Source organism: Microbacterium sp. NPDC090225, from assembly GCF_044772365.1.
Classification (GTDB): Bacteria; Actinomycetota; Actinomycetes; order Actinomycetales; family Microbacteriaceae; genus Microbacterium.
On record NZ_JBIVYS010000001.1, the window covers coordinates 2,592,100 to 2,614,410 of the forward strand.

Below are 22,311 nucleotides of genomic sequence, written 5' to 3' on the forward strand. Positions count from 1 at the left end.
CGGTGCGGCCCCTCCCGCGTCGCGCGAAGGCGGCCCGGGAATGTCGCCGAACGCCCGTCAGGCGCGCCAGTGCGCGGGCGAGGGCAGGGTGTGGTCGCGCACGTCGACGCCCGACGGCGCGACGGATGCCGTGGCGTACAGCAGCGACTGAGTGGGGTAGCCATGCGGGCGGTTGTCGCGGATGATCGCGCGGTCGTCTTCGGGGGAGAGCTCGGCGCTCTCGGCGAGGAGGGCGGTCCACTCTGCCACCTAGTCCGCGGCCTCGGCGGCCGGAGCGAGCGCCCGGAATCGCGGCAGCCAGGTGCGGATGCGCGGGGTCACCGCATCGTCGAGATCGTCGTGGGCGATCATGTGCGTGCCTGCGGCGACGGGCGTGGTGCGCAGCTCGGCGCCGTCCCACGAGAGCACCCGCGCTCCCTCGGGCCCGACCTCGAGCAGGTTGAAGCCGTGCATCGGCAGAGGGCCTTCGGGTGAGCGGCCGGCGACCGATTCGAGGGCGAGCGATCCGCGCGAGACGGCGCGGTCGCCGGACAGCTCCTGCACGTCGGCGCGGTTGAGCAGCACGGCGAGGCGTCGGCGCTGAGGGTCGACCGCGAGCCAGGCGCCGCCCGCACGGCGGTCGCGGATGCCGATCACGCCCGGGTACTGCTCGGGCCACCACGAGCCCAGGGCATCCCATTCGCGCTGCGGGTCTTCATCGCGCACCGCGAGGAGTCTCACGGTCGCGGCATTCTCGACATCGATCACGACCGTGCACACGCTCTCGATCCTATGCGCGCCGTTGGGCGGAGTTCTCCCCGTTGGGCGGAGGTTCTCGTGCGAGGCATCCGCCCGACGCGGAGTTCTCCGCCCGTCGGGGAGGAGATCCCTCGCTCCGAGGGGCAGGGAGTGCGGATGCTTCCTGCATAACGTGAGTTCTCCGCCACTGGCGCCCCGCGCACCCGGATGCTGCGGCAGAATCGGAAGCGTGAACATCGTCGTCGGAGTCACGGGCGGCATCGCCGCGTACAAGACGGTGCACCTCGTGCGCCTCCTCATCAAGGCCGGTCATGATGTGACCGTCGTGCCCACCGAAGACGCGCTGCGCTTCGTCGGCACGCCGACCTGGGAGGCGATCAGCCGCCACCCCGTCACGACGAGCGTGCACGACGACGTCGCCCGCGTGCGCCACGTCGCCCTGGGTCAGGCGGCCGAGCTCGTGATCGTCGCCCCGGCCACCGCGAACACGATCGCGTCGATGACCGCCGGGCTCGCGAGCGACCTGCTCGGCACGACGCTGCTCGCCACCGAGGCGCCCGTGCTGATCGCGCCCGCCATGCACGCCGAGATGTGGCGGCATCCGGCGACGCAGTCGAACATCGCGACCCTCCGCGAGCGCGGCGTGCGCCTGGTGGGTCCCGACGACGGCGAATTGGCCGGGGGAGACAGTGGGCCGGGTCGGATGTCGGAACCGGAGGAGATCTTCGCCGCTGCGCAGGCGCTGCTCGCTCCCGGCGATCTCGCGGGCACCCGCGTCGTCGTCTCGGCGGGCGGCACCCGGGAGCCGATCGACCCCGTGCGCTTCCTCGGCAACCGTTCGAGCGGACGTCAGGGCACCGCACTCGCCGCCGAGGCCGCGGCCCGCGGTGCCGAGGTCACGCTCGTCGCCGCGCACATCGATGCCGCGATCCTGGCGTCGGCGCGGCATCCGTCGGTCACGATCGTTCCCGTCGGAACGGCCGCCGAGCTCGGAGAGGCGATGAAGGATGCCGCGGCATCGGCGGATGTCGTGATCATGGCCGCCGCGGTCGCCGACTACCGGCCGGCGCGCGCCGCCGACCACAAGCTCACGAAGGAGGAGGGTGCGCTGGATCGCGTCGACCTCGTCGAGAACGAGGACGTCGTGGCGGCCCTCGCAGCGATCCGTGCCGACGGCGGTGCTCCGACGGGGCAGACGATCGTGGCGTTCGCCGCCGAGACGCTGTCGGATGCCGAGCAGCGCCGTGAGCGCGCTCGCCGCAAGCGCGAGCGCAAGGGTGTCGACCTGCTGGCGGTGAACCTCGCGGATGCCGAGAACGGGTTCGAGCGCACCGACAACGCGGTCGAGATCATCGGCGTCGGCGGCGCAGTCGTGGCCGCGGCATCCGGGAGCAAGCGCGAGGTGTCAGCGGCGATCTGGGATGCGGTGCGGATGCTGCGCTGACCGGGGGATTGTCAGAGCATCGGCATCCTGTTAAACTTGAGTCAATACAACTCAACTTTGAGTGACCATCGACCAGAAGGAGTCTCCCAGGAGGGACAGATGACCAACCCGCAGACCGGTTCTCAGAACGACCAGCAGTCCGCACTCGAACAGTTCGGGATCAACCTCACCGACCGCGCACGCCAGGGCAAGCTCGACCCCGTGATCGGCCGCGACAGTGAGATCCGCCGCGTGAGCCAGGTGCTCACCCGTCGCACCAAGAACAACCCGGTGCTCATCGGCGAGCCCGGCGTCGGCAAGACCGCCGTCGTCGAGGGCCTCGCCCAGCGCATCGTCGCGGGCGACGTCGCCGAGTCCCTCAAGGACAAGGAACTGATCACGCTCGACATCTCGGCGCTGGTCGCCGGCGCGATGTACCGCGGGCAGTTCGAGGAGCGGCTGAAGCAGGTCCTCAAGGAGATCACCGAGTCCGACGGTCAGGTCATCACCTTCATCGACGAGCTGCACGTGCTCATGGGCGCGGGTGGTGGAGAGGGTTCGGTCGCGGCATCGAACATGCTCAAGCCGATGCTCGCCCGCGGCGAGCTGCGCCTCATCGGCGCCACCACACTCAACGAGTACCGCGAGTTCATCGAGAAGGACGCCGCCCTCGAACGCCGCTTCCAGCAGGTGTACGTGGGCGAGCCCACCGTCGAAGACACGATCGCCATCCTCCGCGGCCTCAAGGAGCGCTACGAGGCGCACCACAAGGTCGCCATCGCCGACGGCGCGCTCGTCGCCGCGGCATCCCTGTCGAACCGGTACCTGCCGGCCCGTCAGCTGCCCGACAAGGCGATCGACCTGATCGACGAGGCCGCTTCGCGGTTGCGCATGGAGATCGACTCGGCCCCGGTCGAGATCGACGAGTTGCGCCGCCACGTCGACCGCCTCAAGCTCGAAGAGCTGGCGCTCAAGAAGGAGAAGGACGCCGCCTCGAAGGAGCGCCTCGCGACCCTCCGCGCCGACCTCGCCACCGAAGAGGCCAAGCTCGGCGAACTGCAGGCCCGGTGGGAGCGCGAACGCGCGTCGCTCAACCGCGTCGGCGATCTGAAGACGCGCCTGGATGCCGCCCGCAGCGACGCCGAGCGCGCGCAGCGCGAGGGCAACCTCGAGCGTGCCTCCCGGCTGCTCTACGCCGAGATCCCGGCGCTCGAGCGAGAGGTCATGGAGGCCGAGCGGTCGGAGTCCGTCGACTCCGACGGCGAGCGGCGCATGGTCAACGAGCAGGTCACCGATGAAGACATCGCCGGCGTCATCGCGGCGTGGACCGGCATCCCCGTCGGCCGCCTGCTGCAGGGCGAGACCGAGAAGCTGCTGCACCTCGAGTCCGAGCTGGGCAAGCGCCTCATCGGCCAGAAGGATGCCGTCAAGGCGGTGTCGGATGCCGTGCGCCGCTCGCGCGCGGGCATCAGCGACCCCGGTCGCCCCACCGGGTCGTTCCTGTTCCTCGGGCCGACCGGTGTCGGAAAGACCGAGCTCGCGAAGGCACTCGCCCAGTTCCTCTTCGACGACGAGCACGCCATGGTGCGCATCGACATGTCGGAGTACGGCGAGAAGCACTCCGTGTCGCGTCTGGTCGGCGCCCCTCCGGGATACGTCGGCTACGAGCAGGGCGGTCAGCTGACCGAGGCCGTTCGTCGTCGCCCGTACAGCGTGATCCTGCTCGACGAGGTCGAGAAGGCGCACCCCGAGGTGTTCGACGTGCTGCTGCAGGTGCTCGACGACGGCCGCCTCACCGACGGACAGGGCCGAACGGTCGACTTCTCGAACGTGATCCTGATCCTCACGTCGAACATCGGCTCGCCGATCCTCATCGACCCGGTGCTCTCGCCCGACCAGAAGCGCGAGCAGGTGATGGCGCTCGTGCAGCAGGCCTTCCGGCCCGAGTTCCTCAACCGTCTCGACGACATCGTGATGTTCCAGGCGCTCAGCGAAGACGACCTCGCGCAGATCGTCGAGCTGTCGATCGACCAGCTGCACACGCGGCTGCACGACCGCCGGCTGTCTCTCGCGGTCACGCCCGATGCGCGGTCGTGGCTCGCCCAGCGCGGGTACGACCCGGTGTTCGGTGCGCGCCCGCTGCGCCGCCTCATCCAGAGCGAGGTGCAGAACAAGCTGGCCACCGCGCTGCTCTCGGGCGGCGTGCGCGACGGCGACACGGTGCGGGTCGACATCGCGGCCGACGGCACGGGTCTCGTGCTCACGGCCGAGGCCCCGGCATCCGTTCCCGACGACGATGACGACGTGATCGAGGCCGAACTGCTCGACGACTGATCGTCCCTCGACGCAGAAGAGCCCGGTACGCGATGTGCGTACCGGGCTCTTCTGCGTCGAGAGGGGAGATCAGGCGCTGAGGATGACCGTCTCGGCGATCGGGCGGCGCACGCGCGGTGCGGTCTCGCGCTGCTGCAGCACCTCGGGGAGCGCGGTCACGTCGCCGAACTCGCCGACGGCGAAGACCGTCACGGCCGAGAAGCGGGGCTCGAGGTCGGCGAACTCGCGCACGGCCTCCGGGTCGAATCCGCTCATCTGGTGCACGAGGAGTCCCTCGTGGTGGGCCTGCACCGAGAAGTGCGCGACGGCCTGGCCGAGGTCGTAGAGGGCGTGGGTGATCGGCGTGCCGTCTTCGGTGGCGGTCTCGGCGACGGCGACGACGAGGACGGCGGCGTTGACTGCCCAGGCCTGGTTGAAGCCGACGAGCGCGTCGACGACCTGTGCGTGCAGGGCCGTTCCGCGGCGGGCGACGATGAAGCGCCACGGCTGCGAGTTGTTGGCCGAGGGGGTCCAGCGGGCGGCCTCGAGGGAGGCGGCGAGCTTGGCCTCGTCGATCGCGTTGTCGGCGTCGAAGGCGCGGGGGCTCCAGCGCTCGGCGAGCACCTCGAGGACGGGGTGCTCGGTGGGAGCGGTGCGGACGAGGGTGGGAATGCTCACGGTGGTGCCTTTCAGACGGGGTGCCGATCGGACTCCGTCGTCCGCCTACGCGTGTCTGAACGCATGTGTCCGCATGGATATTCCTGAGGTCGTGCGGGTTTCGTCGTGTGACGCGGAGAAGGACGGATGCCGCGGTATCGGCATCCGTCCTTCCCCGGCGCAGCGCGCCTCAGCCGCGCAGCGCCTCGGTGAGCTTGACCCGCGAACCCATGCGCAGCAGCGAGTTCTCGTAGATCTTCGCGCCGATCGCGATCGCCGCGATGCAGCTCACCAGCAGGATCGCCAGCGACAGGATGGGCTCCCACCACTGCGCCTCACCGACGAACAGGCGCATCGGCATCCCGACCGGGGCCGAGAACGGTACGTACGACATGATCGTCAGCACCAGCGCGTTGTCGTTGAAGACGATGACGAGGATGTACGGCGCCATGATCAGCATCGTGATCGGCGTCGTGGTGGCGCCGATGTCCTCCTGACGCGACACCATCGACGCCGCAGCGGCGAACAGCGAGGCCAGCAGCACGAAGCCGAAGAGGAAGAACACCGCGAACCACAGGATCGGCCCGCCGAGCAGCGTCAGCACGTCTCTCTGCCCGGTGACGATCAGACCGACGGTCGCGATCGCGGCGAGGCCGACGATCTGCGCCATCGCGAGGATCGTGTTGCCGATGACCTTTCCGGCGAGCAGGGTGCGGGCGGGGATCGCCGACAGCAGCAGCTCGACCACCCGGGTCTGCTTCTCTTCGACCACGCTCTGCGCGATCGTGCCGCCGAAGGTCGACGCCGCCATGAGGAAGACGATGCCGAACGCGAGAGCGATGAAGTACCGCAGCAGCGGGTTGGTGGTCGCCGGTTCCAGGATCTGCACCTCGGGCGTCTCGGAGAGTCCGCTGACGAGCGAGCTCGGGGCGTCCTTCAGTGCGATGACGGTGTAGCCGGTGGGCCCACCGCTCGACACGACCGCCGCGTCGACCTTCTCCTCGCGCACGAGCTGTTCGGCCGCCGCGTCATCGGCGACCTCGGTCACCTCGACGTCGGGCAGCGCCGATACCGTGGATGCCGTCTCGGAGGTCGCAGCGACCGGCGTCTTGTCGGTGCCGCTGTTGTTGCTGGCGAACCCGCCGATCAGCACACCGGCGAGAGCGATGAGCATGAGGATGACGGTCGAGATGACGAACGCCTTGCTGCGCAGCTTCGATCCGATCTCGCGCTCGGCGACGAGCCAGATCCCGCTGGAACTGCGAATGGGGGAACCGCCCCCGGGAGTCGACGTGGTCACTGGATGACCTCCTTGAAGATCTGGGCGAGGGACGGATGCTTCGGGGCGAAGCTCGCGACGTCGCCGTGGGCGACGGCGGTGCGCAGCACGCGCTGCGCGGTCTCCGCGCCGTCGGTGTCGAACAGGGCGTAGCCGCCCTCGAAGTCGACGACGGTGACGCCCGGTTCGGTGCGCAGCCATCCGGCGTCGCCCGCCGAGACCAGCTCGTAGCGGCTGCCGGCGTGCTGGGCGCGGAGGCCGTCGCGGGAGCCGGCGGCGCGGATCGTGCCCCCGGCGAGGATGACGAGGTCGTCGCAGAGGCGCTCGACGACGTCGAGCTGGTGCGAGGAGAACAGGATCGACGCGCCCTGGGCGGCGGTCGCCTGCAGTGTCGAGGCGACGACGTCGACCGCCAGCGGGTCGAGGCCCGAGAACGGCTCGTCGAGGATGAGCACCTTCGGGTCGTGCACGAGGGCCGCGGCGATCTGCGCGCGCTGCTGGTTTCCGAGCGACAGCGACTCGATCGTGTCGTTCAGGCGCTCGCCGAGGCCGAGGTCGGTGAGGATCGCGGTGGCGCGGGTGGCGGCATCCGTCTTGCTGAAGCCGTGCAGCCGGGCGAGGTAGACGATCTGCTCGAGCACCTTCATCTTGGGGTAGAGCCCGCGCTCCTCGGGCATGTACCCGAAGTTGCGGCGATCGTCGCCGGTGACGGGCGTGCCGTCGAGGGTGACGGTGCCGGAATCCGAGGAGAGGAGTCCGAGCACGATGCGCATGGTCGTGGTCTTGCCCGCACCGTTGCCGCCCACGAAGCCGGTGAGTCGGCCGGGGGCGACATCGAACGAGACGTCGTCGAGCACGCGCCGCGAGCCGTAGCTCTTGGTGATGCCGTGGAGTTCGAGCTTTCCTGAGGTCATGCCTCCACGTTAGGGAGGGGGCGGATGCCGCGGCATCCCCCCTGTGGGGGATTGTCGGGCATCCACCGCGCGGATGATCGGCCCGCGCTACCGCCGCGCGCTGTGCAGAACCGTGCGCACGACGAGTCCGGCGACGAGCGCCCAGAACGCGGCGCTGACGCCGAGCACGGAGATGCCGGATGCTGCGACGAGGAAGGTGACCACGGCCGGCAGCCGCTCGCCCGGGTCGTCGATGGCCTGCTGCACGGCCGAGCCGAAGGCCGCGAAGAGGGCGAGTCCCGCGACGGCCGGGATGACGGCGGCGGGGGCGAGGAGCACGAGCGCGGCGAACGCGGCCGAGGCGGCGCCGAGCACGAGATACGACGCGCCGGTCGAGACCCCCGCGACCCAGCGGCGCTTCGGATCGGGGTCGGCGTCGGGTGACGCCGCGAGAGCCGCACTGATGGCGGCGAGGTTGATCGCATGCCCGCCCGCGGGAGCGCCGATCGCCGTGCCGAGGCCGGTGACGAGCATCGCCGGCCGCCACGGCACCTCGTACCCGAAGCTGCGCATGATCGCGACGCCCGGAACGTTCTGCGACGCCATCGTGACGATGAAGAGAGGCAGCGCCAGGCCCACGATCGCGCCGACCGTGAAGGTGGGGGCGGTGAGTTCGACGCGGGGGAGCAGGATGCCCGGATCGATCGCCGTGCCCTGACGCACGAGCTCGACGGCCACGACCACCGCCGCGGCGAGGAACGCGACCGGAACCGCCCAGGGCGGCGCGAGTCGGGCGACGATCAGCCAGGTGACGACGACCGGTACGACGCCCCAGGGGTTCTCTACGATCCCGGTGATGGGGGCGAGGCAGAGCGGCAGCAGCACACCCGCGAGCATCGCCTGCGCGATAGAGGCGGGGATGCGGGCGATGAATCCGCCGAGCGCCGGCCACAGCGCGGTGAGCAGGATGAGTGCCGCCGTGACGAGGAACGCTCCGACGGCGGCGGGCCACCCGCCCTCGATGGCCCCCGCCGTGGTGCCGGTCGCGGCGAGCAGCGCGGCGCCGGGCGTCGACCACGCGACGGTGATGGGCATCCGATAGCGCCAGGCGAGCACGATGCACGCGAGTCCCATGGTGAGGCTGGCGGCGAGCAGGCCGCTGGCGGCCTGGGCGGCGGATGCTCCCACCGCCGAGAGCCCGGTGAGCACGACCGCGAACGAGCTGGTGAAGCCGACGAGAGCGGTGACGATGCCCGCGAGGATGGGCCGCGAGAGCGGGGCAGGGGGCGCGGCGGATGCGGCGGACGCGTCGGCGGACATGGATCCGAGGCTATCGCCCGACGCCGACACGCGGTGTCGTCGGGCGGTGCCGTCAGGAGGGTACGCGGCTCACGCGAGCCCGAGGCGGTGCGCGAGCACCACCGCCTGCACGCGATCGCGCGCTCCGAGCTTCTGCAGGATGCGGGAGACGTGGGTCTTCACGGTCGCCTCGCCGATGAAGAGGGCAGCGGCGATCTCGGCATTGCTGCGCGCGTCGGCGAGGAGGGTGAGCACCTCGGCCTCCCGCTCGGTGAACGGCTCGGCGAGGCCGGGAACCGTGATCACGGGCGGCGCGGTGCGCGGCGCCGCGGGGGCCGCGGCCGAGGCGGATGCCGTCACTGCAGACGGTGCTGCAGACGGCGTCGACGCCGCGGCGGGCGCAGATCCGGCGAACCGGGCGAGCACGCGACGGGTCACCTCGGGCGCCAGCATCCCGTCGCCCGCCGCCAGCGCACGCACGGCCGCGATCAGGTCTTCGGGGCCGGCGTTCTTGAGCAGGAACCCGCTCGCCCCGGCATCCAGCGCCTGGTAGAGGTAGTCGTCGCGGTCGAAGGTGGTGACGATCGCGATCGCCGCCGTGATGTCGGGGTCGGCGACGATGCGCCGGGTCGCCTCGATGCCGTCCATGTCGGGCATCTGCACGTCCATCGTGATCACGTCGGGGCGCAGTGCGGTGGCCTGGGCGACGGCATCCGCTCCGGTCGCGGCCTCGCCCACGATCTCGATGTCGGGCTGGGTGCCGAGGATCGTGCGAAATCCCGCGCGCAGCATCGAGTGGTCGTCGACGAGCAGCACGCGGATCGGGGAGTCGGTCATTCGGGGATCCTCACGGGTCGCGGAGCGGTGTTCAGCGGCACGCGCGCCCGCACCCGCAGGCCGCCGAGGGGGCGCGGCGTGACCTCGATCGTGCCACCCGAGGCGATCGCCCGCTCGCGCATGCCCAGTTGTCCGAGGCCCGGCCGCAGTTGGCCGATCATGCGACCGGTGTTGACGACCTCGACCTCGACGCCGTGCTCGTCGTAGCGCACGCGCACGTCGGCGGTGGCGCCGATGCCGGCGTGGCGACGCGCGTTCGTGAGCGACTCCTGGGTGATGCGGTAGAGGTTCACAGCGACGACCGAGGGCACGTCGACGGGCTCTCCGATCACGGTGTAATCGGTCGGCAGCCCCGCCTCGGTCGACGCATCGACCAGCTCGCGGATGTCGTCGAGCCCGAGCGTCGACGCCTGCTCGGAGGTCTCGCCGCCCGGAGCGCGCAGGGTCTCCAGCAGCTGGCGCAGTTCGCCGATCGCATCGCGCGCCGACCCCTCGACCCCGGCGAGGAGGTCCTTCGCCTTCCCGGCATCCTGATCGACGACGAGCCGAGCCGCCCCCGCTTGAACGCCCATGACCGACACATGATGGGCGACCACGTCGTGCAGCTCGCGGGCGATGCGCACGCGGTCGAGCGCGACGGCCTGCGCGGCCGTCACCTCGCGCTCGCGCTCGAGCTCGGCCGTGCGCTGCTCGAGCACCGATCGTTCGGATGCCGCGATCCACGAGCGCTCGCCGAAGTAGTAGGCGCCGCCGAAGTAGAGGAGGTTGAGCAGGATCTGCAGCATCATGAAGGCGACGAAGGGAGACATCGCGCCCGCGACGACCTCGGCCTCGTCGGCCTGGCTGATCGCGTCGCGGTACATCGTGATCAGCAGCCACGCGAACATGCCGACGATGATGCCGACGCGCACGAGCATCGCCCCACGACGGTTGTTCATCCAGGCGCCGACCGTATAGATGCCGATGAACATCGCGATGTTGCCGACGTAGATCTCGGGGATGCGGATGGTCACGGCCGCGAAGTAGGCGGCCGAGACGACGATCGCGACCGCGGCCGGGTAGCGCCGCCGGAACGCCAGCGGAGCGGTGATGATCACGGCGTAGACGAGGGCGGTCCACAGCTCGGCCTGCTCGTCGCCGTAGATCTGCGAGATCGACGAGAGCGCGGCGCTGAGGATCGCGCCCACGAACAGCACGGCGGCGAGCAGCAGATCGCTGCGCCGCTCGCGCGCGGTGGGTGTGCGCTGGAACTCGGCGGGCATCCCTCCACCGTAGGGCGCGGGGCGGGGCCCCGGCATCCCCCGTGCGGCGGATGCTGCGCTGTCTCGGCAGCCCGCGCGAGAAAACGGAGACGAAGGGCGGATGCCGCAGCCCACGCGCGAAAACGGAGACGAAGGGCGGATGCCGCAGCCCACGCGCGAAAACGGAGACGAAGGGCGGATGCCGCGGCGCGCCGTTGCCCGGCGCGCCCACCGTGAGCCATTCCCGTCTCCGTTTTCTCGCGGGGACGCCTCGGGATCGGGTTGCTGAGACCACCTCACTGGGTTGCTGAGCCACCTCACCGGGTTGCTGAGCCCACCTCGCTGGGTTGCTGAGCCCGCCCCACTGGGTTGCTGAGCCTGTCGAAGCACCCCGCCCGAGACGCCCCATCGTTGACACGAACCCCCGCGCGGACGAGTATCGGCGTCAACGGGAGATCGCGCAGGCATCCGCCCGTCCACCGCGTTGACGAAGGAGTCCGCAGATGACCGCTTCCGGCCGCATCCTCATCGATCTCTTCATGACCCTCGACGGCGTCGCTCAAGGGCCGGGCGGAGTCGACGAAGACACCTCCGGAGGTTTCCGGTTCAGCGGGTGGCAGGCGGGGCATCCGAGCGACGGCCTCGGTCCGCAGGTCGAGCGCGGCATGCGCGGGCTCGACGCCCTGCTGCTAGGCCGCCGCACCTACGACATCTTCGCCGCGTACTGGCCGCATCACACCGACGGCGAGGAGGGGGCGATCGGTCGCCTGTTCAACGCCGTGCCGAAGTACGTCGCGACCCGCGACGCCGATTATCCGCTCGACTGGGCGGGGAGCACACGGGTCGGTGCCGACCTCGCGGCCGAGATCGCCGACCTGCGCGCCCGCCACCGCGAGGTGCACGTGATCGGCAGCCTCGACTTCGTGCACTCTCTGCTCGCCGAAGGACTTTTCGACGAACTGAACCTGTGGGTCTACCCGATCCTGCTCGGCGCCGGAAAGAAGGTGTTCGATGACCGCGCGCTCCCCGCGGTGCTCGAGCTGATCGAGCCGGCGGTCACCGACGAGGCGGGTGTCACGCTGCTCCGCTACCGTTGTACCGACCGTGTCCCGGAGGTCTCGACGTTCTAGCCGTCAGTCTTCGACGTCGACCTTCGCGGCTTCCTCTGCGGTCAGCACGCCGACGGCGGATCCGCCGGGGAGTGCTTCGTTGATCGAGCCGTCGCGGGTCACGTCGGTCCATGGCCAGAGGATCGTGTTGCCCTCGGTCTGCACGGCGAATCCCTGGGGCCCGGTCGCGTACAGATCGATCCCTTCGAACGCTTCGAGCCCCTCCGCATCGATGCCGGAGTCCTCAGGAACGGCCGGGCGCTCGGATGACATCTTCGTGAGGTAGACAGCGACCCCGGTGCCTTCGGGGAGAGCCGCGTTCCAGGCGTCGAGGTCGGAGTGCGCAGACGTGTAGAGAACGACGTTGAGCTCGGCGCCTTCGGCGATGTCGCCCTTGGCGACCGTCGACGCCGTGATCGTGACCACGACCGTCTCCATGTCGGAGAAGTCGTCGTCGAAGCGTCCGTAGGTCGGCCCGGGCTGGATCTTCACGACCGATCCGCTGACGACCACGTCTGCGGTCTCGGCGAGCTCCTCATTGCTGTGGTGCGGGATGAAGTCGTAGCTGGTCCCATCGGCCAGGGCTCTCATGGCGTCCGAACTCGTCGCGGACGTACCGGTGGATGCCGTCGCGGGAGTGGGCGTCGGAGTGAGCGCCTCCGGGGCGGACGAGGGCCACAGTGCGATCGTGCCGACGACGACCGCCACCGCGACCGCCGCAGCAGCGGCCGGGACGAACACCCAGGCGCGTCTCCGTCGACGGAATGCCACCTGACGAGCGGTGCCTTGTGCGCCATCCGCGATGATCAATTCGCCGAGCTCGCGCTTCGCCCGGTCGGTCAGGGGAAGGTCGCGATGGCCGCTGGCCGGACGGGCGTGGCGAATGCGTCGCTCAATCTCGTCCATTCCGCACCTCCTCGATATCTGCGAAGCCCACGCGTTCCAGTTCGCCCTTCAGTCGTTGTCGAGCGCGCAGCAACCGCACGCGAACCGTCACGGCGGAGCATCCGAGAATCGTTGCGATCTCCTGCCGAGTCAGGTCTTCCCAATAGGCCATGTAGAGCAGATCTCGGTCGCCGACGGGGAGTCGTTCGAGTGCGCGTCGCACCTCGAGCGCGTCGTCATCGGCTCGTTCCTCGATCTCGTCGACGGTCACCGCAGCCATCGCCTCGGTGAGACGACCGGATGCCGCGATCCGCCGGTACTCGTTACCGATGACGTTGCGCAGCACCTGATACAGCCACGGCAGCGCCAGCTGTTCGCCGCCCTTGTGGTGTGACCAGGCGATCCGAAAGACCTCGGCGACCACGTCCTCCGCGCTGCCGACACCGCGCAGGCGTTGCTCCGCCACCGTCACCATCAGTCGGTGGTAGCGGTTGTAGAAGTCGGCGAACACCTCGATCGACATCGCCACCTCCTCCGCGGATTCAAGACTCATTGAGGAGGGTATTTCCGGACCGGGTCGGAGCGTTACACCGTGGCGGCAAATCTCTGGAAGCCTCTGATGTATTGACACGGCTCTCAGGGAACACATAGCTTTCACTTCGTGAGATTGAATTCCTCCGCTTCGGCGCCGCGCCCGGCGCGTCCACAGCCTGTTGCGGTCGGCAAGCGCACAACGACGACTACTCGGAGTCTCGCCATGCCGGATAGCACGCTTGATGCCAAGTATTAACGGGAGCTGAGATCCTCTCTATGAAGAGTGTGCGTTTTGGAGTCACTGCTGGGATTCTCGCCTCGCTAACTTTTGGGTTGCTCGGATGTGCCGGCGGGGATCCGCTCGAGGGGAAGTTCGTCTTTCCGATCGAGTGGGCGATAACGAGCACGAGTGGGGTCGATTCGACGGAGTCGACGCGATTAACTCTGAACCAAGACGGAACCGCGGCGCTGACGGACTTCCCTGTCGGCAATTGGAGTGATGAGTCGGAGCCGGGCTGCATCGAGTTCGAGGGCGACCTGGTATCTGGCGACGCGAGTTGGGAGTTCGTGAGCGAAGGTAAGATGCTCATCACTTCGACCGAGGGGTCATTCAGCATCTTTGCCGACGCAGGACGCTTCGGCACGGTGAGTTGGATTGACTTTTACCTTTACAAGTGTGACGGGACGAAGTTCAGCTTCAATGTCGAGTCGGAGATTATTCTTCCCACGTCCAGGTGAGAGAGAGAAGTTCGCAAGTGAGTAGCACTTGGGGCGGATTTAAAGATCGCGCAAGGCATCCGGCTAAGCGCGCCTTGCGGCAGGATTTCCTGCCCGCGCTCTCCAGTGAATCCGATGCTTTTTCTGCGGCCGCATCGACCTTCGTTTGGCGGGAAACGAAAACATGGTGAAGCGCGCCGTTGACTTGCGTATCGCTCTGGTTCTCATTCTTCTCGTGGCGGGCCTTACCAGTTGCGCGTCAGGGGCGAAACCGACAGATGATATTACGAACGCGGACGTGATCGGAGACTGGCGAGGCCGAGATGCCCCGGCAGATTTCGTGCTTGCAGTACGTTCCGATGGGACGTACCGCGCGGAGCGCTGGCCCCTTAATCTCGCATGCGGCATCCCGCAAGCGACGTCCGTCTCCGATGTGTCATGGAACGACACGGTTTCGATTGAGGGGCGCTGGGTGCTCCACGAGGGAAGTGGGGCATCGATGACGTTTTTCTTCCCGTCGGGCGTTTGCTCTGGGTATAGCCCGTCGGGGTCGCTGCACGTCGAGGAAGACGGTGACCTCACGCTTAGCTTCTACCTCGCAGTTCCGGACTTGGTCGACTCGACGACGACAGTCATTTTTGAACGCGATTCGAGGTGAATGGGAGTACGTAGACGACGAGACGGTGAGCCTCGGGTGGGAATCTCGGGTTCGGAGAGGGCCCCACATCTATGCCGTACTACGGTTCTGTTACTGACGAGTTGAGAAGGGCGGTTATGTCGGTAGCAACGCGTGGGTGGGGAGTTGGCGCCATCGCGATATGCGGCGCGTTAGTGATTGTGGGCAGCGCCGCATTCATCGCGATTCGAGCGACCGTTGAAAGCAAGGGTCCCGGAAGTCAGGTGATCTTTCCGGCTACGTGGAGCCCGGCGCAAGGCTACTCGAGTGGGGAGTCGGCGCCTGAGGGGTCGTCGATCACTCTCAACGAGGATCACACGGCCACACTGTCTCTGGTCTACGTCGGAGAGGTCGCTGTGATCGACGGTGAGAGCTGCATGTCAGCCGGCTATTCAGAGTTTTCTGGCGATGCACGCTGGGATCTCGACGCTCAGAATTCTCTTCTCGTCAGAACCGCTGCAGGCGACGCCGTGATCGCTCCATTGCCTGGTCGTTTCGACGGATACGACTGGAGCTCTTTGGCTCAGCCATTTTGCGATGGATCTCCCCACTGGTACGTGCTTCACACGTCACGACGTTGAGCGATGCGGGCGGGCATGCTTCTCACTCCTGGGTGCGGTTGGCGGAGCGGTTGCGGAGATGTCGGTGGACCCGCGCACCGCTCCGCGGTGGAGCATCGTCGTCGGGATCGTCGCGATCGGTTTGGGCGCGTTCAATCTGATCGGCAGCGTCGTCTGATGCGTCGGTCTCCAGGGAGGGCGTGGTCGGCGGTGTTTCTCTGCTCTGTTCTCGGTGTGCTACTCGTGGGCTGTGGGTATCAGCAACCCGCGTCAGATCTGACGCACAAGGATGTTGTCGGCAACTGGGAGGGTCGGGAGGTATACGGTTCGTTCGAACTGACGCTTTTCGAGGATGGCTCTTTCCAGGCGGATGACTGGCCGCGTGCTCTTCTGTGCGAGAAGCCTGATGCCCGCACGGCCGGGGCGATCGACTGGGCGGATTCGGTCGATGCTGCGGGTGAGTGGCAGGTGATCCCCGACGTCGGTTATCAAGTCGATTTCGATCCTGGATCCGTCGAAGGACCCGGAAGTGCCGTCCAGCGACACGGTTGTCTGGCTGGACAAGAAATAGTCTTCGAGGTGTGGAGTGAGGGCAGGGCATGACTCTTCGACAAGTGGCGGGGTGGTTCTCCCTCGGCGTGATCGCCTTTGTGGTGCCGGTGGCTATCGAGGCGGCGCTCCGCATCGGGCCGCGCTGGAGCGAGATTCCTCCCGGTAACGTCGCCACCTTGCCCAACGCCTGGGTCTTCGCTGTCGCGGGTTGCGTGTTGTGTCTGGGGGTCGCGCTGTTGACGCGCAGGCCCGGCACCGCCTCGTCGCTGTGGGCAATCCGCCTGTGGCTCGCCTTCGGTGCGTTCGGGAGTTTCTGGGCTGTCGGTTTTTGGCTCAGCATGGCCTACGACGCGATCGATCTTCCGGGGCCGCAGGAGGGGAGCGCGGTGACGCTGCTCTTCGCGATCGCTGGCCCGATCCTGGCAATCGGCGCGTTTGTTTTCCTCGTCGCCAGCACGTTACGCATGCCACGCGGGAAGCTTCTGGCGGGAGGCGAGTTCGAGTGATCGTCTGGGCGGCCCCGCGTCTCGCAGCTGTGCTCGGAATCGGTGTCGTCGCAACGCTTGCGCTCTCCGGTTGCGCCGAACGGAACCCGTTCGAGGGTAAGTTCGTCTACCCCATCGCGTGGTCGGCATCCAACGCTCCTGACATGGCCCCGTTTCAGTCAGCTCGGCTGACGGTGCACGAAGACGGCACGGCGATGTTGGAGAACTTCCCCTCGGGTGCGTGGAATGGGCAGTCAGCACCGGGCTGTATCGACTTCGAAGGGGAATCGCTCACTGGGTGGGCCGACTGGGAGTTCCTCAGCGAAGGGGAACTACAGATCTCTTCCGCCGACGACTCCTTCAGCATCTACGCGGATTCGGGTCTGTTCGGCAGCGTCGGGTGGAGCGACTTCTTCCTTTACGGCTGCGACGGGACGGAGCTCGGCTTCAGCGTGCGCACGCAGGTCATCCTTCCGAGCGAACGCGAGGGCGACGAATCAGGCTGACTCAGCCGCAGCCAGCATCCGCTCGACCACCCGCGCCACCCCGTCGTCATCGTTCGACTCTGCGACCTCGACGGCGGCATCCTTCACGACGGCATCCGCGTCGGCCATCGCCACCCCGCGCCCGGCCCAGCGCAGCATCTCGACGTCGTTGAGGGCATCGCCGAAGGCCATCACGTCGGCGCGGTCGATGCCGAGGTGCCCGCAGAGACGGGCGAGGCCGGTCGCCTTCGTGACGCCCTCGGCCATCACCTCGACGAACGGCGCGCCCGACAGCGTCGCCTCGAAGCCGGAGAGGCCCAGCGACCGCAGAGCGTCAAAGAGCTCGGCCGGCGCGAGCTCGGGATGCCGGATCACGAACTTGAGGCTCGGGGCGTCGAGCACCTCGTCGAGCGGCACGCCGCCCATCGTCTTCGGGTCGCGCTTGTGGTCGGAGAGATCGGCGATCGCCGCGTACCCCTCCTGGGCGACGAAGGTCTCGCCGCCCTCGCGCACGCTCGCGAACAGCAGCCCGGGCACGCTCGCGCGCAGCGCCTCGGCCAGCGTGCGGATCGTCTCGGCCGGCAGTTCTTCGGCGAACAGCATCCGTCCGTCGGTGAGGTGCGTGGCGTAAGCGCCGTTGCTGCAGAGTGCCCAGTCGCGGAAATCGGCGTCGCCGGCGATCGCGCGCAGCCCGATCGGCTGCCGGGCGGTGACCGGAACGACGTGGATGCCGTGGGCCCGCGCCGCGTCGAGCGCCGCCCGCGTGCGAGGGGTGACCGACGAGGTCGAGTCGAGCAGGGTGCCGTCGAGATCGGTGGCGATCAGCCGGAGCGTCATGGCCGACGCGTCACGAGAAGATCATCGGCAGATCGTCATCGTCGTCCGTGCCGCCGAGGTCGATGTCGGCGACGACCGGCACGTGGTCGCTGGGCTGCTCGCCCTTGCGCTCGTCGCGGTGGATCGAGGCGCCGGTGACCGCATCGGCCAGGGTGCGCGATCCGAGGATGAAGTCGATGCGGATGCCCTCGTTGCGCGGGAACTTGAGGCGCTGGTAGTCCCAGTAGGTGTAGCCCTCGGGGAGGATCGGGCGCACGACGTCGGTGAGCCCGGCATCCGCCATCGCGAAGAACGCGGCGCGTTCGGCGGGGGAGACGTGGGTGGAGACGCCCTCGACGATGTCGGGGTCTCCGTTGTCGGTGTCGAACGGGATGATGTTGAAGTCGCCGACCAGCGCGAGCGGCAGGGCGGGGTTCGCCGCGAGCTCGGCCGCGGTCGAGTTCTTCAGCGCCTCGAGCCAGTGCAGCTTGTACGCGTAGTGCGGGTCGTCGAGCGAGCGACCGTTGGGCACGTAGAGGCTCCACACCCGCACGCCGTCGACCATCACGCCCAGCGCGCGCGCCTCGAGCGGGGCATCCGGTCCTTCATGGCCCTTCGCGAACCCGGGCATGCCGTCGAACCCGGTGCGCACATCAGTCATCGGCAGACGGCTCGCGATCGCGACGCCGTTCCACTGGTTGAGGCCGTGCACCTCGACCTGGTAGCCGGCCTCTTCGAAGGGCCCGTAGGGGAACTGCTCGGGTTTGCACTTGATCTCCTGCATCGCGAGCACGTCGATGTCTTCGCGAACGGCGAACTCGACGGTGCGGGTGACACGGGTACGGATGGAGTTGACGTTCCAGGTGGCCAAGCGCATGCGTCCAGCCTAGTTGCGGGGTCGGACACGCGATCTGCGGCCCGCGACACGCAGATGACGCCCCGGCGACATCTGACAGCGCAGTCATAGCGCGACTCTCCTACACTGGATGCCGTGACCGCACTCGACGCAGACCGCCAGAACCTCCTCGCCCTCATCACGGACGAGGCGGTGTTCCACGGCGACTTCACCCTCTCCAGTGGCAAGAAGGCGACGTACTACGTCGATATGCGCAAGCTCACCCTCGACCATCGGGCTGCTCCCGCCATCGGCCGCATCATGCTCGACCTGATCGCCGACCTCGACGTGGTCGCCGTCGGCGGGCTCACGCTCGGCGCCGACCCGATCGCGAACTCGGTGCTTCACGCCTCCGTCGCGACCGAGCATCCGCTCGATGCGTTCGTCGTGCGCAAGGAGCCCAAGGATCACGGCCGTGGTCGCCAGATCGAGGGAGCGGATGTCGCGGGCAAGCGCGTCGTCGTACTCGAAGACACCTCGACCACCGGCCAGTCGGCGCTCAAGGCGGTCGAGGCGCTCCGCAAGGAGGGCGCCGAGGTCGTCGCCGTCGCCGTGATCGTCGACCGCAAGACCGGCGCCCAGGCCGCGATCGAGGCCGAGGGTCTCGAGTGGCGTGCCGCCTTCGACCTCGACGACCTCGGGCTCGACCCCCAGTGACCCGCTACGCCCTCGCCGTCGACGTCGGCGGCACGAAGATGGAGGCCGCCCTCGTCGCCGAGGACGGCACGCTCGTCGACGGCTCCCGCAGCCGGCAGGCGACCGGACGCGAGGCGACCCTCGCATCGATGGATGCCGCGGTGGCCGCGATCGTGCAGCATGCGCTCGCCGCTCTTCCCGCCGATGCCGAGCTCGTCGGCGCGGGTGCGGGAAGCGCCGGCCCCGTCGACCGCCCGAGCGGAACGATCGTGCCCGTGAACATGCCCTCGGCGCGCGGCTACGGCCTCGCCGCCGCGGTTCGGCGCGAGGCATCCGCCGTGGTGGGCCGCGACGTGCCGACCGTGCTCGGTCACGACGGCGGCGCGCTCGCGCTCGCCGAATCGTGGCGCGGGGCGACGCAGGATGCCGCGGCCTCGCTCTCGATCGTCGTCTCGACCGGCATCGGTGGAGGCTTCGTGGTGAACGGCGCGTACATTCCCGGGGCCTCGGGCAACGCGGGGCACCTCGGGCAGATCCGCCGCGAGGGCGGGCTGACGCTCGAAGAGATCGCCTCCGGTCCCGCGAGCGTGACCTGGGCGCAGCAGCAGGGCTGGATCGGGGCGACCGGCGAGGACCTCGCTCGCGACTCGGCCGCAGGCGACGCGACCGCTCGCGCCGCGATCGAACGCTCGGCGAAGGCCGTGGGCGAGGCGTTGGCGGATGCCGCGACCCTCGTCGACCTCGACGTGGTCGCGATCGGCGGAGGTTTCTCGCGTGTCTCCGACGACTACATCGAACTGGTGCAGGAGGCGCTCACCGCGAGCGCCGTGCACGAGTACTCCCGTCGCGCGCGCGTCGTGCGCTCGGGGCTGGGGGACGAGGGCCCGTTGATCGGCGCCGCGGCGCTCGTGCTGCGCTAGTCCGACGCGCGGTCAGCGGCCGGGCACGTAGAGGTGCCGCGCGGGGCCCTCGAGGCGCGCGAGCGCGATTTTGAGTTCGGTGACGTCATCGGCAACCGCGTCTATGCGGGTGGTGAGCTTCGCGTCAACCGCATCGATGCGACGCACGCACCAGGCGAAGCCCGCGAGCATGCTGGCCCCGAGGGTCAGCACGATGCCGATCGCGCTGACGACGATCGCAAGAGTCTCTGCGGACACGAACACGCTCCTATTGTGCGACCTGATCTCAGGTTTCGCCACCGACGGTACCCGTCAACCGAGTCGTGTCGCGACGTGCCCCGCGTCAAGCCGCTGGGCTGTGGACAAACCCGTTGTTGAGAGGTCCGTGCAGGAAGAGTGGGAGAGCCCACCGACGACATCCGTACGCACTCCTAACAAATTCCGCGTACCCTCGAAGCAGGACGACGGAAGGACGGCGCATGCGCGTACTCGGACTGCTCTCGGGCACCTCGCACGACGGGATCGACGTGGTGGTGGTCGACTTCGCCGAGCGCGACGGCGCCCTGCGCGGCACGGTGCTCCACGAAGACAGCGTGCCCTACGCGCCCGAGCTGCGGGCCCGGCTCGTCGCCGCGCTCCCGCCCGCGCAGACCACGCTCGCCGAGGTGTGCGAGCTCGACACCCTGATCGGCCAGGCGTTCGCTGACGTCGCCGCCTCGGCCGCGGCATCCGTCGGGGGAGTGGATGCCGTCTGCACGCACGGCCAGACCGTCTACCACTGGGTCGAGGGCGATCACGCCCGTGGCACCCTGCAGATCGGGCAGCCCGCGTGGATCGCCGAGGCTGTCGGTGCGCCGGTCGTGTCGGACGTGCGCATCCGCGACATCACGGCGGGCGGGCACGGCGCCCCGCTCGTGTCGTTCCTCGACGAGTTGTTGCTGCGCGGTCGGGGCGACGTCGCCGCCGCTCTCAACCTGGGCGGCATCGCGAACATGACGGTCGTCGCCGACGGCCGCGTCTCGGCCTACGACATCGGCCCCGCCAACGCGCTCGTCGACGCCGTGGTCGTCGACCGGGGCCTCAACGACAAGGGCTACGACGAGGATGCCGCGATCGCGCGCGTCGGCACGGTCGATGCCGCGCTGCTGGCCGAACTCCTCGCCGATCCGTACTACGCGCTCTCGGCGCCGAAGAGCACGGGCAAGGAGCACTTCCACCTCGACTACGTGCGCGAACACGTCGCCGATCGCGCCATCTCGGATGCCGACCTCGTGCGCACCCTTACCGAACTCACCGTGCGCTCCGTCGCGCAGGATGTCGCTGCCGCCGGCATCCGCTTCCTCGCCGTGTCGGGCGGCGGATGCCACAACCCGATCATCCTCGAGGGTCTGCGCTCCGCCCTGCCCGGCGTCGACGTGGTGCTCGCCGACGAACTCGGAGCCTCGGTCGACAGCAAGGAGGCGATCCTCTTCGCGCTGATCGGCTGGTGCACGATGCACGGCGTCGCCGCGATCGTGCCGGGTGGCACGGGCGCCAGGGCGCCGCGCATCCTCGGCACGATCACGCCGGGCGAGGGGCCGCTACGGATGCCGCAGCCGGTCGACGCGGTGACGAGCCTGACGCTGACCACCGCCGGCTAGCGGCGAGGGCGGTCTAGCGCCGCTGGTCCTCGTCCCAGGGGCCTTCCCACCAGTTGCCGCCGCGGTCGTCGGAGTCGCCCCCGCGTCGCCGCGACCGCACGAACTGCACGATGACCAGGGTGAGCGAGCTGAGCCCGATCACGATCAGCACCAGGAAGAGCATGTCGCTCTGGTTCACGGTCGCTTCCCCTCCGCGGCATCCGCCACGATCTTGGCGATGCGCGCATCGCGCGTCTCGGCGCGCTTGGCCATCGCGATGTGCGTGAGCCCGAACTTCTTCACCGACTTCGGGAAGGCGTCCCAGTTGGTGCGCGCGGCGGGCACGGCATCGAGTGCGGCGGTCAGTTCGGGTGGCTCGATCCCGGCCTCGGGGCCGTCGAGCAGGGTCCACGAGCCGTTGGCCTTGGCGGTTTCGAGCACGCGGATGCCGGCGGGTGCGAGCAGACCTGCGGCTTCGAGTTCGATGAGGCGGGCCTTGTTGGTCGCCGCCCAGCCGCTGCCGGGGCGGCGCGGCGAGAACCACTGCGCGTTCACGCCGTCGAACACCCGCACGGGCCCGTCGATCCAGCCGAAGCAGAGCGCGTGCCGCACGGCGTCTTCGTAGCCGAGGCCGTCGCCGGAACCGCCGCGCACGCTCAGCAGCCAGACGCCGGCGGTCCGTTCGTGGTTGTCCTCGAGCCAGGCGCGCCAGGCCGCATCATCCGCCGCGGTGAGGCGCTCGCCGTCGTCGAGAACACCCATG

At 68.8% G+C, this 22,311-nt stretch carries 25 protein-coding genes; 9 read left to right on the plus strand and 16 right to left on the minus strand.

The window, feature by feature from the left end; all coding sequences use genetic code 11:
• Positions 1 to 57: 57 nt before the first annotated feature.
• Together ACIQTT_RS12425 and ACIQTT_RS12430 are read right to left on the minus strand one after the other, a co-directional pair.
• Positions 58 to 249 carry a hypothetical protein gene (locus ACIQTT_RS12425; RefSeq protein ID WP_402790282.1) on the minus strand — a complete coding sequence of 64 codons (192 nt, stop codon included), beginning with the start codon at positions 247 to 249 and terminating at the stop codon, positions 58 to 60.
• Positions 250 to 759: an NRDE family protein gene (locus tag ACIQTT_RS12430; RefSeq protein WP_402790285.1), complete on the minus strand. Its 510-nt coding sequence runs from the start codon at positions 757 to 759 to the stop codon at positions 250 to 252. It abuts the gene before it with no gap.
• A gap of 208 nt (positions 760 to 967) precedes the next feature.
• Between ACIQTT_RS12430 and coaBC the strand changes: the two genes are divergently transcribed.
• Together coaBC and ACIQTT_RS12440 are read left to right on the plus strand one after the other, a co-directional pair.
• Positions 968 to 2,182, plus strand: coding sequence for a bifunctional phosphopantothenoylcysteine decarboxylase/phosphopantothenate--cysteine ligase CoaBC (gene coaBC, locus ACIQTT_RS12435; protein ID WP_402790288.1), 1,215 nt, complete (start codon positions 968 to 970; stop codon positions 2,180 to 2,182).
• Positions 2,183 to 2,281: 99 nt separating this feature from the next.
• The gene (locus tag ACIQTT_RS12440; protein WP_402790291.1) at positions 2,282 to 4,495 is read left to right on the plus strand and encodes an ATP-dependent Clp protease ATP-binding subunit; all 2,214 of its coding nucleotides are present in this window, start codon (positions 2,282 to 2,284) and stop codon (positions 4,493 to 4,495) included.
• A 69-nt stretch (positions 4,496 to 4,564) separates the two neighbouring features.
• Here ACIQTT_RS12440 and ACIQTT_RS12445 read toward each other — a convergent pair whose 3' ends face one another.
• The 6 genes from ACIQTT_RS12445 to ACIQTT_RS12470 form a co-directional block, all read right to left on the minus strand.
• Positions 4,565 to 5,152 carry a nitroreductase family protein gene (locus ACIQTT_RS12445; RefSeq protein ID WP_402790294.1) on the minus strand — a complete coding sequence of 196 codons (588 nt, stop codon included), beginning with the start codon at positions 5,150 to 5,152 and terminating at the stop codon, positions 4,565 to 4,567.
• A gap of 169 nt (positions 5,153 to 5,321) precedes the next feature.
• Complete coding sequence (locus tag ACIQTT_RS12450) at positions 5,322 to 6,431, minus strand: ABC transporter permease (RefSeq protein ID WP_402790297.1); 1,110 nt, start codon at positions 6,429 to 6,431, stop codon at positions 5,322 to 5,324.
• A complete protein-coding gene (locus tag ACIQTT_RS12455; protein WP_402790300.1) occupies positions 6,428 to 7,324 on the minus strand; it encodes an ABC transporter ATP-binding protein in 897 nt (298 codons plus the stop codon). Before ACIQTT_RS12455 ends, ACIQTT_RS12450 begins: the two co-directional genes overlap by 4 nt.
• An 87-nt stretch (positions 7,325 to 7,411) precedes the next feature.
• The gene (locus tag ACIQTT_RS12460; protein ID WP_402790303.1) at positions 7,412 to 8,623 is read right to left on the minus strand and encodes a benzoate/H(+) symporter BenE family transporter; all 1,212 of its coding nucleotides are present in this window, start codon (positions 8,621 to 8,623) and stop codon (positions 7,412 to 7,414) included.
• 69 nt (positions 8,624 to 8,692) lie between these two features.
• Positions 8,693 to 9,439, minus strand: coding sequence for a response regulator (locus ACIQTT_RS12465; RefSeq protein ID WP_402790306.1), 747 nt, complete (start codon positions 9,437 to 9,439; stop codon positions 8,693 to 8,695).
• Positions 9,436 to 10,701 carry a sensor histidine kinase gene (locus ACIQTT_RS12470; protein WP_402790309.1) on the minus strand — a complete coding sequence of 422 codons (1,266 nt, stop codon included), beginning with the start codon at positions 10,699 to 10,701 and terminating at the stop codon, positions 9,436 to 9,438. The genes ACIQTT_RS12465 and ACIQTT_RS12470 overlap by 4 nt, the downstream gene beginning before the upstream one ends.
• Before the next feature lie 482 nt (positions 10,702 to 11,183).
• Here ACIQTT_RS12470 and ACIQTT_RS12475 point away from each other — a divergent pair, with 482 nt between their 5' ends.
• Entirely contained in the window at positions 11,184 to 11,810 is a 627-nt protein-coding gene (locus ACIQTT_RS12475) for a dihydrofolate reductase family protein (RefSeq protein ID WP_402790312.1), read from the plus strand.
• Positions 11,811 to 11,813: 3 nt separating this feature from the next.
• Here the strand turns inward: ACIQTT_RS12475 and ACIQTT_RS12480 are convergent, their stop codons facing one another.
• The gene (locus tag ACIQTT_RS12480) at positions 11,814 to 12,695 is read right to left on the minus strand and encodes a hypothetical protein (RefSeq protein ID WP_402790315.1); all 882 of its coding nucleotides are present in this window, start codon (positions 12,693 to 12,695) and stop codon (positions 11,814 to 11,816) included.
• The gene (locus tag ACIQTT_RS12485; protein WP_402790318.1) at positions 12,682 to 13,227 is read right to left on the minus strand and encodes an RNA polymerase sigma factor; all 546 of its coding nucleotides are present in this window, start codon (positions 13,225 to 13,227) and stop codon (positions 12,682 to 12,684) included. The genes ACIQTT_RS12480 and ACIQTT_RS12485 overlap by 14 nt, the downstream gene beginning before the upstream one ends.
• A gap of 257 nt (positions 13,228 to 13,484) precedes the next feature.
• Between ACIQTT_RS12485 and ACIQTT_RS12490 the strand changes: the two genes are divergently transcribed.
• On the plus strand, positions 13,485 to 13,946 hold the full coding sequence (locus ACIQTT_RS12490) for a hypothetical protein (protein ID WP_402790321.1): 462 nt from the start codon (positions 13,485 to 13,487) through the stop codon (positions 13,944 to 13,946).
• Between the two features lie 1,485 nt (positions 13,947 to 15,431).
• Here ACIQTT_RS12490 and ACIQTT_RS12495 read toward each other — a convergent pair.
• The gene (locus ACIQTT_RS12495; protein WP_402790324.1) at positions 15,432 to 15,725 is read right to left on the minus strand and encodes a hypothetical protein; all 294 of its coding nucleotides are present in this window, start codon (positions 15,723 to 15,725) and stop codon (positions 15,432 to 15,434) included.
• A gap of 35 nt (positions 15,726 to 15,760) precedes the next feature.
• Here ACIQTT_RS12495 and ACIQTT_RS12500 point away from each other — a divergent pair, with 35 nt between their 5' ends.
• Both ACIQTT_RS12500 and ACIQTT_RS12505 read left to right on the plus strand, forming a co-directional pair.
• Positions 15,761 to 16,219, plus strand: coding sequence for a hypothetical protein (locus ACIQTT_RS12500; protein ID WP_402790327.1), 459 nt, complete (start codon positions 15,761 to 15,763; stop codon positions 16,217 to 16,219).
• A complete protein-coding gene (locus ACIQTT_RS12505) occupies positions 16,216 to 16,704 on the plus strand; it encodes a hypothetical protein (protein ID WP_402790330.1) in 489 nt (162 codons plus the stop codon). The genes ACIQTT_RS12500 and ACIQTT_RS12505 overlap by 4 nt, the downstream gene beginning before the upstream one ends.
• On the opposite strand, the gene ACIQTT_RS12510 is transcribed toward ACIQTT_RS12505, so the two are convergent.
• Both ACIQTT_RS12510 and ACIQTT_RS12515 read right to left on the minus strand, forming a co-directional pair.
• Positions 16,696 to 17,520: a Cof-type HAD-IIB family hydrolase gene (locus ACIQTT_RS12510; protein WP_402790333.1), complete on the minus strand. Its 825-nt coding sequence runs from the start codon at positions 17,518 to 17,520 to the stop codon at positions 16,696 to 16,698. The two genes, ACIQTT_RS12505 and ACIQTT_RS12510, sit on opposite strands and share 9 nt — an antisense overlap.
• Before the next feature lie 10 nt (positions 17,521 to 17,530).
• Positions 17,531 to 18,376 (minus strand): exodeoxyribonuclease III, encoded by an 846-nt coding sequence (locus tag ACIQTT_RS12515; protein ID WP_402790336.1) that lies wholly within the window; start codon positions 18,374 to 18,376, stop codon positions 17,531 to 17,533.
• Between the two features lie 114 nt (positions 18,377 to 18,490).
• On the opposite strand from ACIQTT_RS12515, the gene pyrE reads away from it, so the two are divergent.
• Together pyrE and ACIQTT_RS12525 are read left to right on the plus strand one after the other, a co-directional pair.
• On the plus strand, positions 18,491 to 19,051 hold the full coding sequence (gene pyrE / locus ACIQTT_RS12520) for an orotate phosphoribosyltransferase (RefSeq protein ID WP_402790339.1): 561 nt from the start codon (positions 18,491 to 18,493) through the stop codon (positions 19,049 to 19,051).
• Positions 19,048 to 19,950: an ROK family protein gene (locus ACIQTT_RS12525; protein WP_402790342.1), complete on the plus strand. Its 903-nt coding sequence runs from the start codon at positions 19,048 to 19,050 to the stop codon at positions 19,948 to 19,950. Before pyrE ends, ACIQTT_RS12525 begins: the two co-directional genes overlap by 4 nt.
• Positions 19,951 to 19,962: 12 nt before the next feature.
• Here the strand turns inward: ACIQTT_RS12525 and ACIQTT_RS12530 are convergent, their stop codons facing one another.
• Positions 19,963 to 20,187 carry a hypothetical protein gene (locus tag ACIQTT_RS12530; RefSeq protein WP_402790345.1) on the minus strand — a complete coding sequence of 75 codons (225 nt, stop codon included), beginning with the start codon at positions 20,185 to 20,187 and terminating at the stop codon, positions 19,963 to 19,965.
• 221 nt (positions 20,188 to 20,408) lie between these two features.
• Here ACIQTT_RS12530 and ACIQTT_RS12535 point away from each other — a divergent pair, with 221 nt between their 5' ends.
• Positions 20,409 to 21,569, plus strand: coding sequence for an anhydro-N-acetylmuramic acid kinase (locus ACIQTT_RS12535; protein WP_402790347.1), 1,161 nt, complete (start codon positions 20,409 to 20,411; stop codon positions 21,567 to 21,569).
• Positions 21,570 to 21,582: 13 nt separating this feature from the next.
• Here ACIQTT_RS12535 and ACIQTT_RS12540 read toward each other — a convergent pair whose 3' ends face one another.
• Together ACIQTT_RS12540 and ACIQTT_RS12545 are read right to left on the minus strand one after the other, a co-directional pair.
• Positions 21,583 to 21,747, minus strand: a complete 165-nt coding sequence (locus ACIQTT_RS12540) for a hypothetical protein (protein ID WP_391479801.1) — start codon at positions 21,745 to 21,747, stop codon at positions 21,583 to 21,585.
• Positions 21,744 to 22,310, minus strand: a complete 567-nt coding sequence (locus ACIQTT_RS12545) for a YdeI family protein (RefSeq protein ID WP_402790350.1) — start codon at positions 22,308 to 22,310, stop codon at positions 21,744 to 21,746. The genes ACIQTT_RS12540 and ACIQTT_RS12545 overlap by 4 nt, the downstream gene beginning before the upstream one ends.
• Position 22,311: the final 1 nt, after the last annotated feature.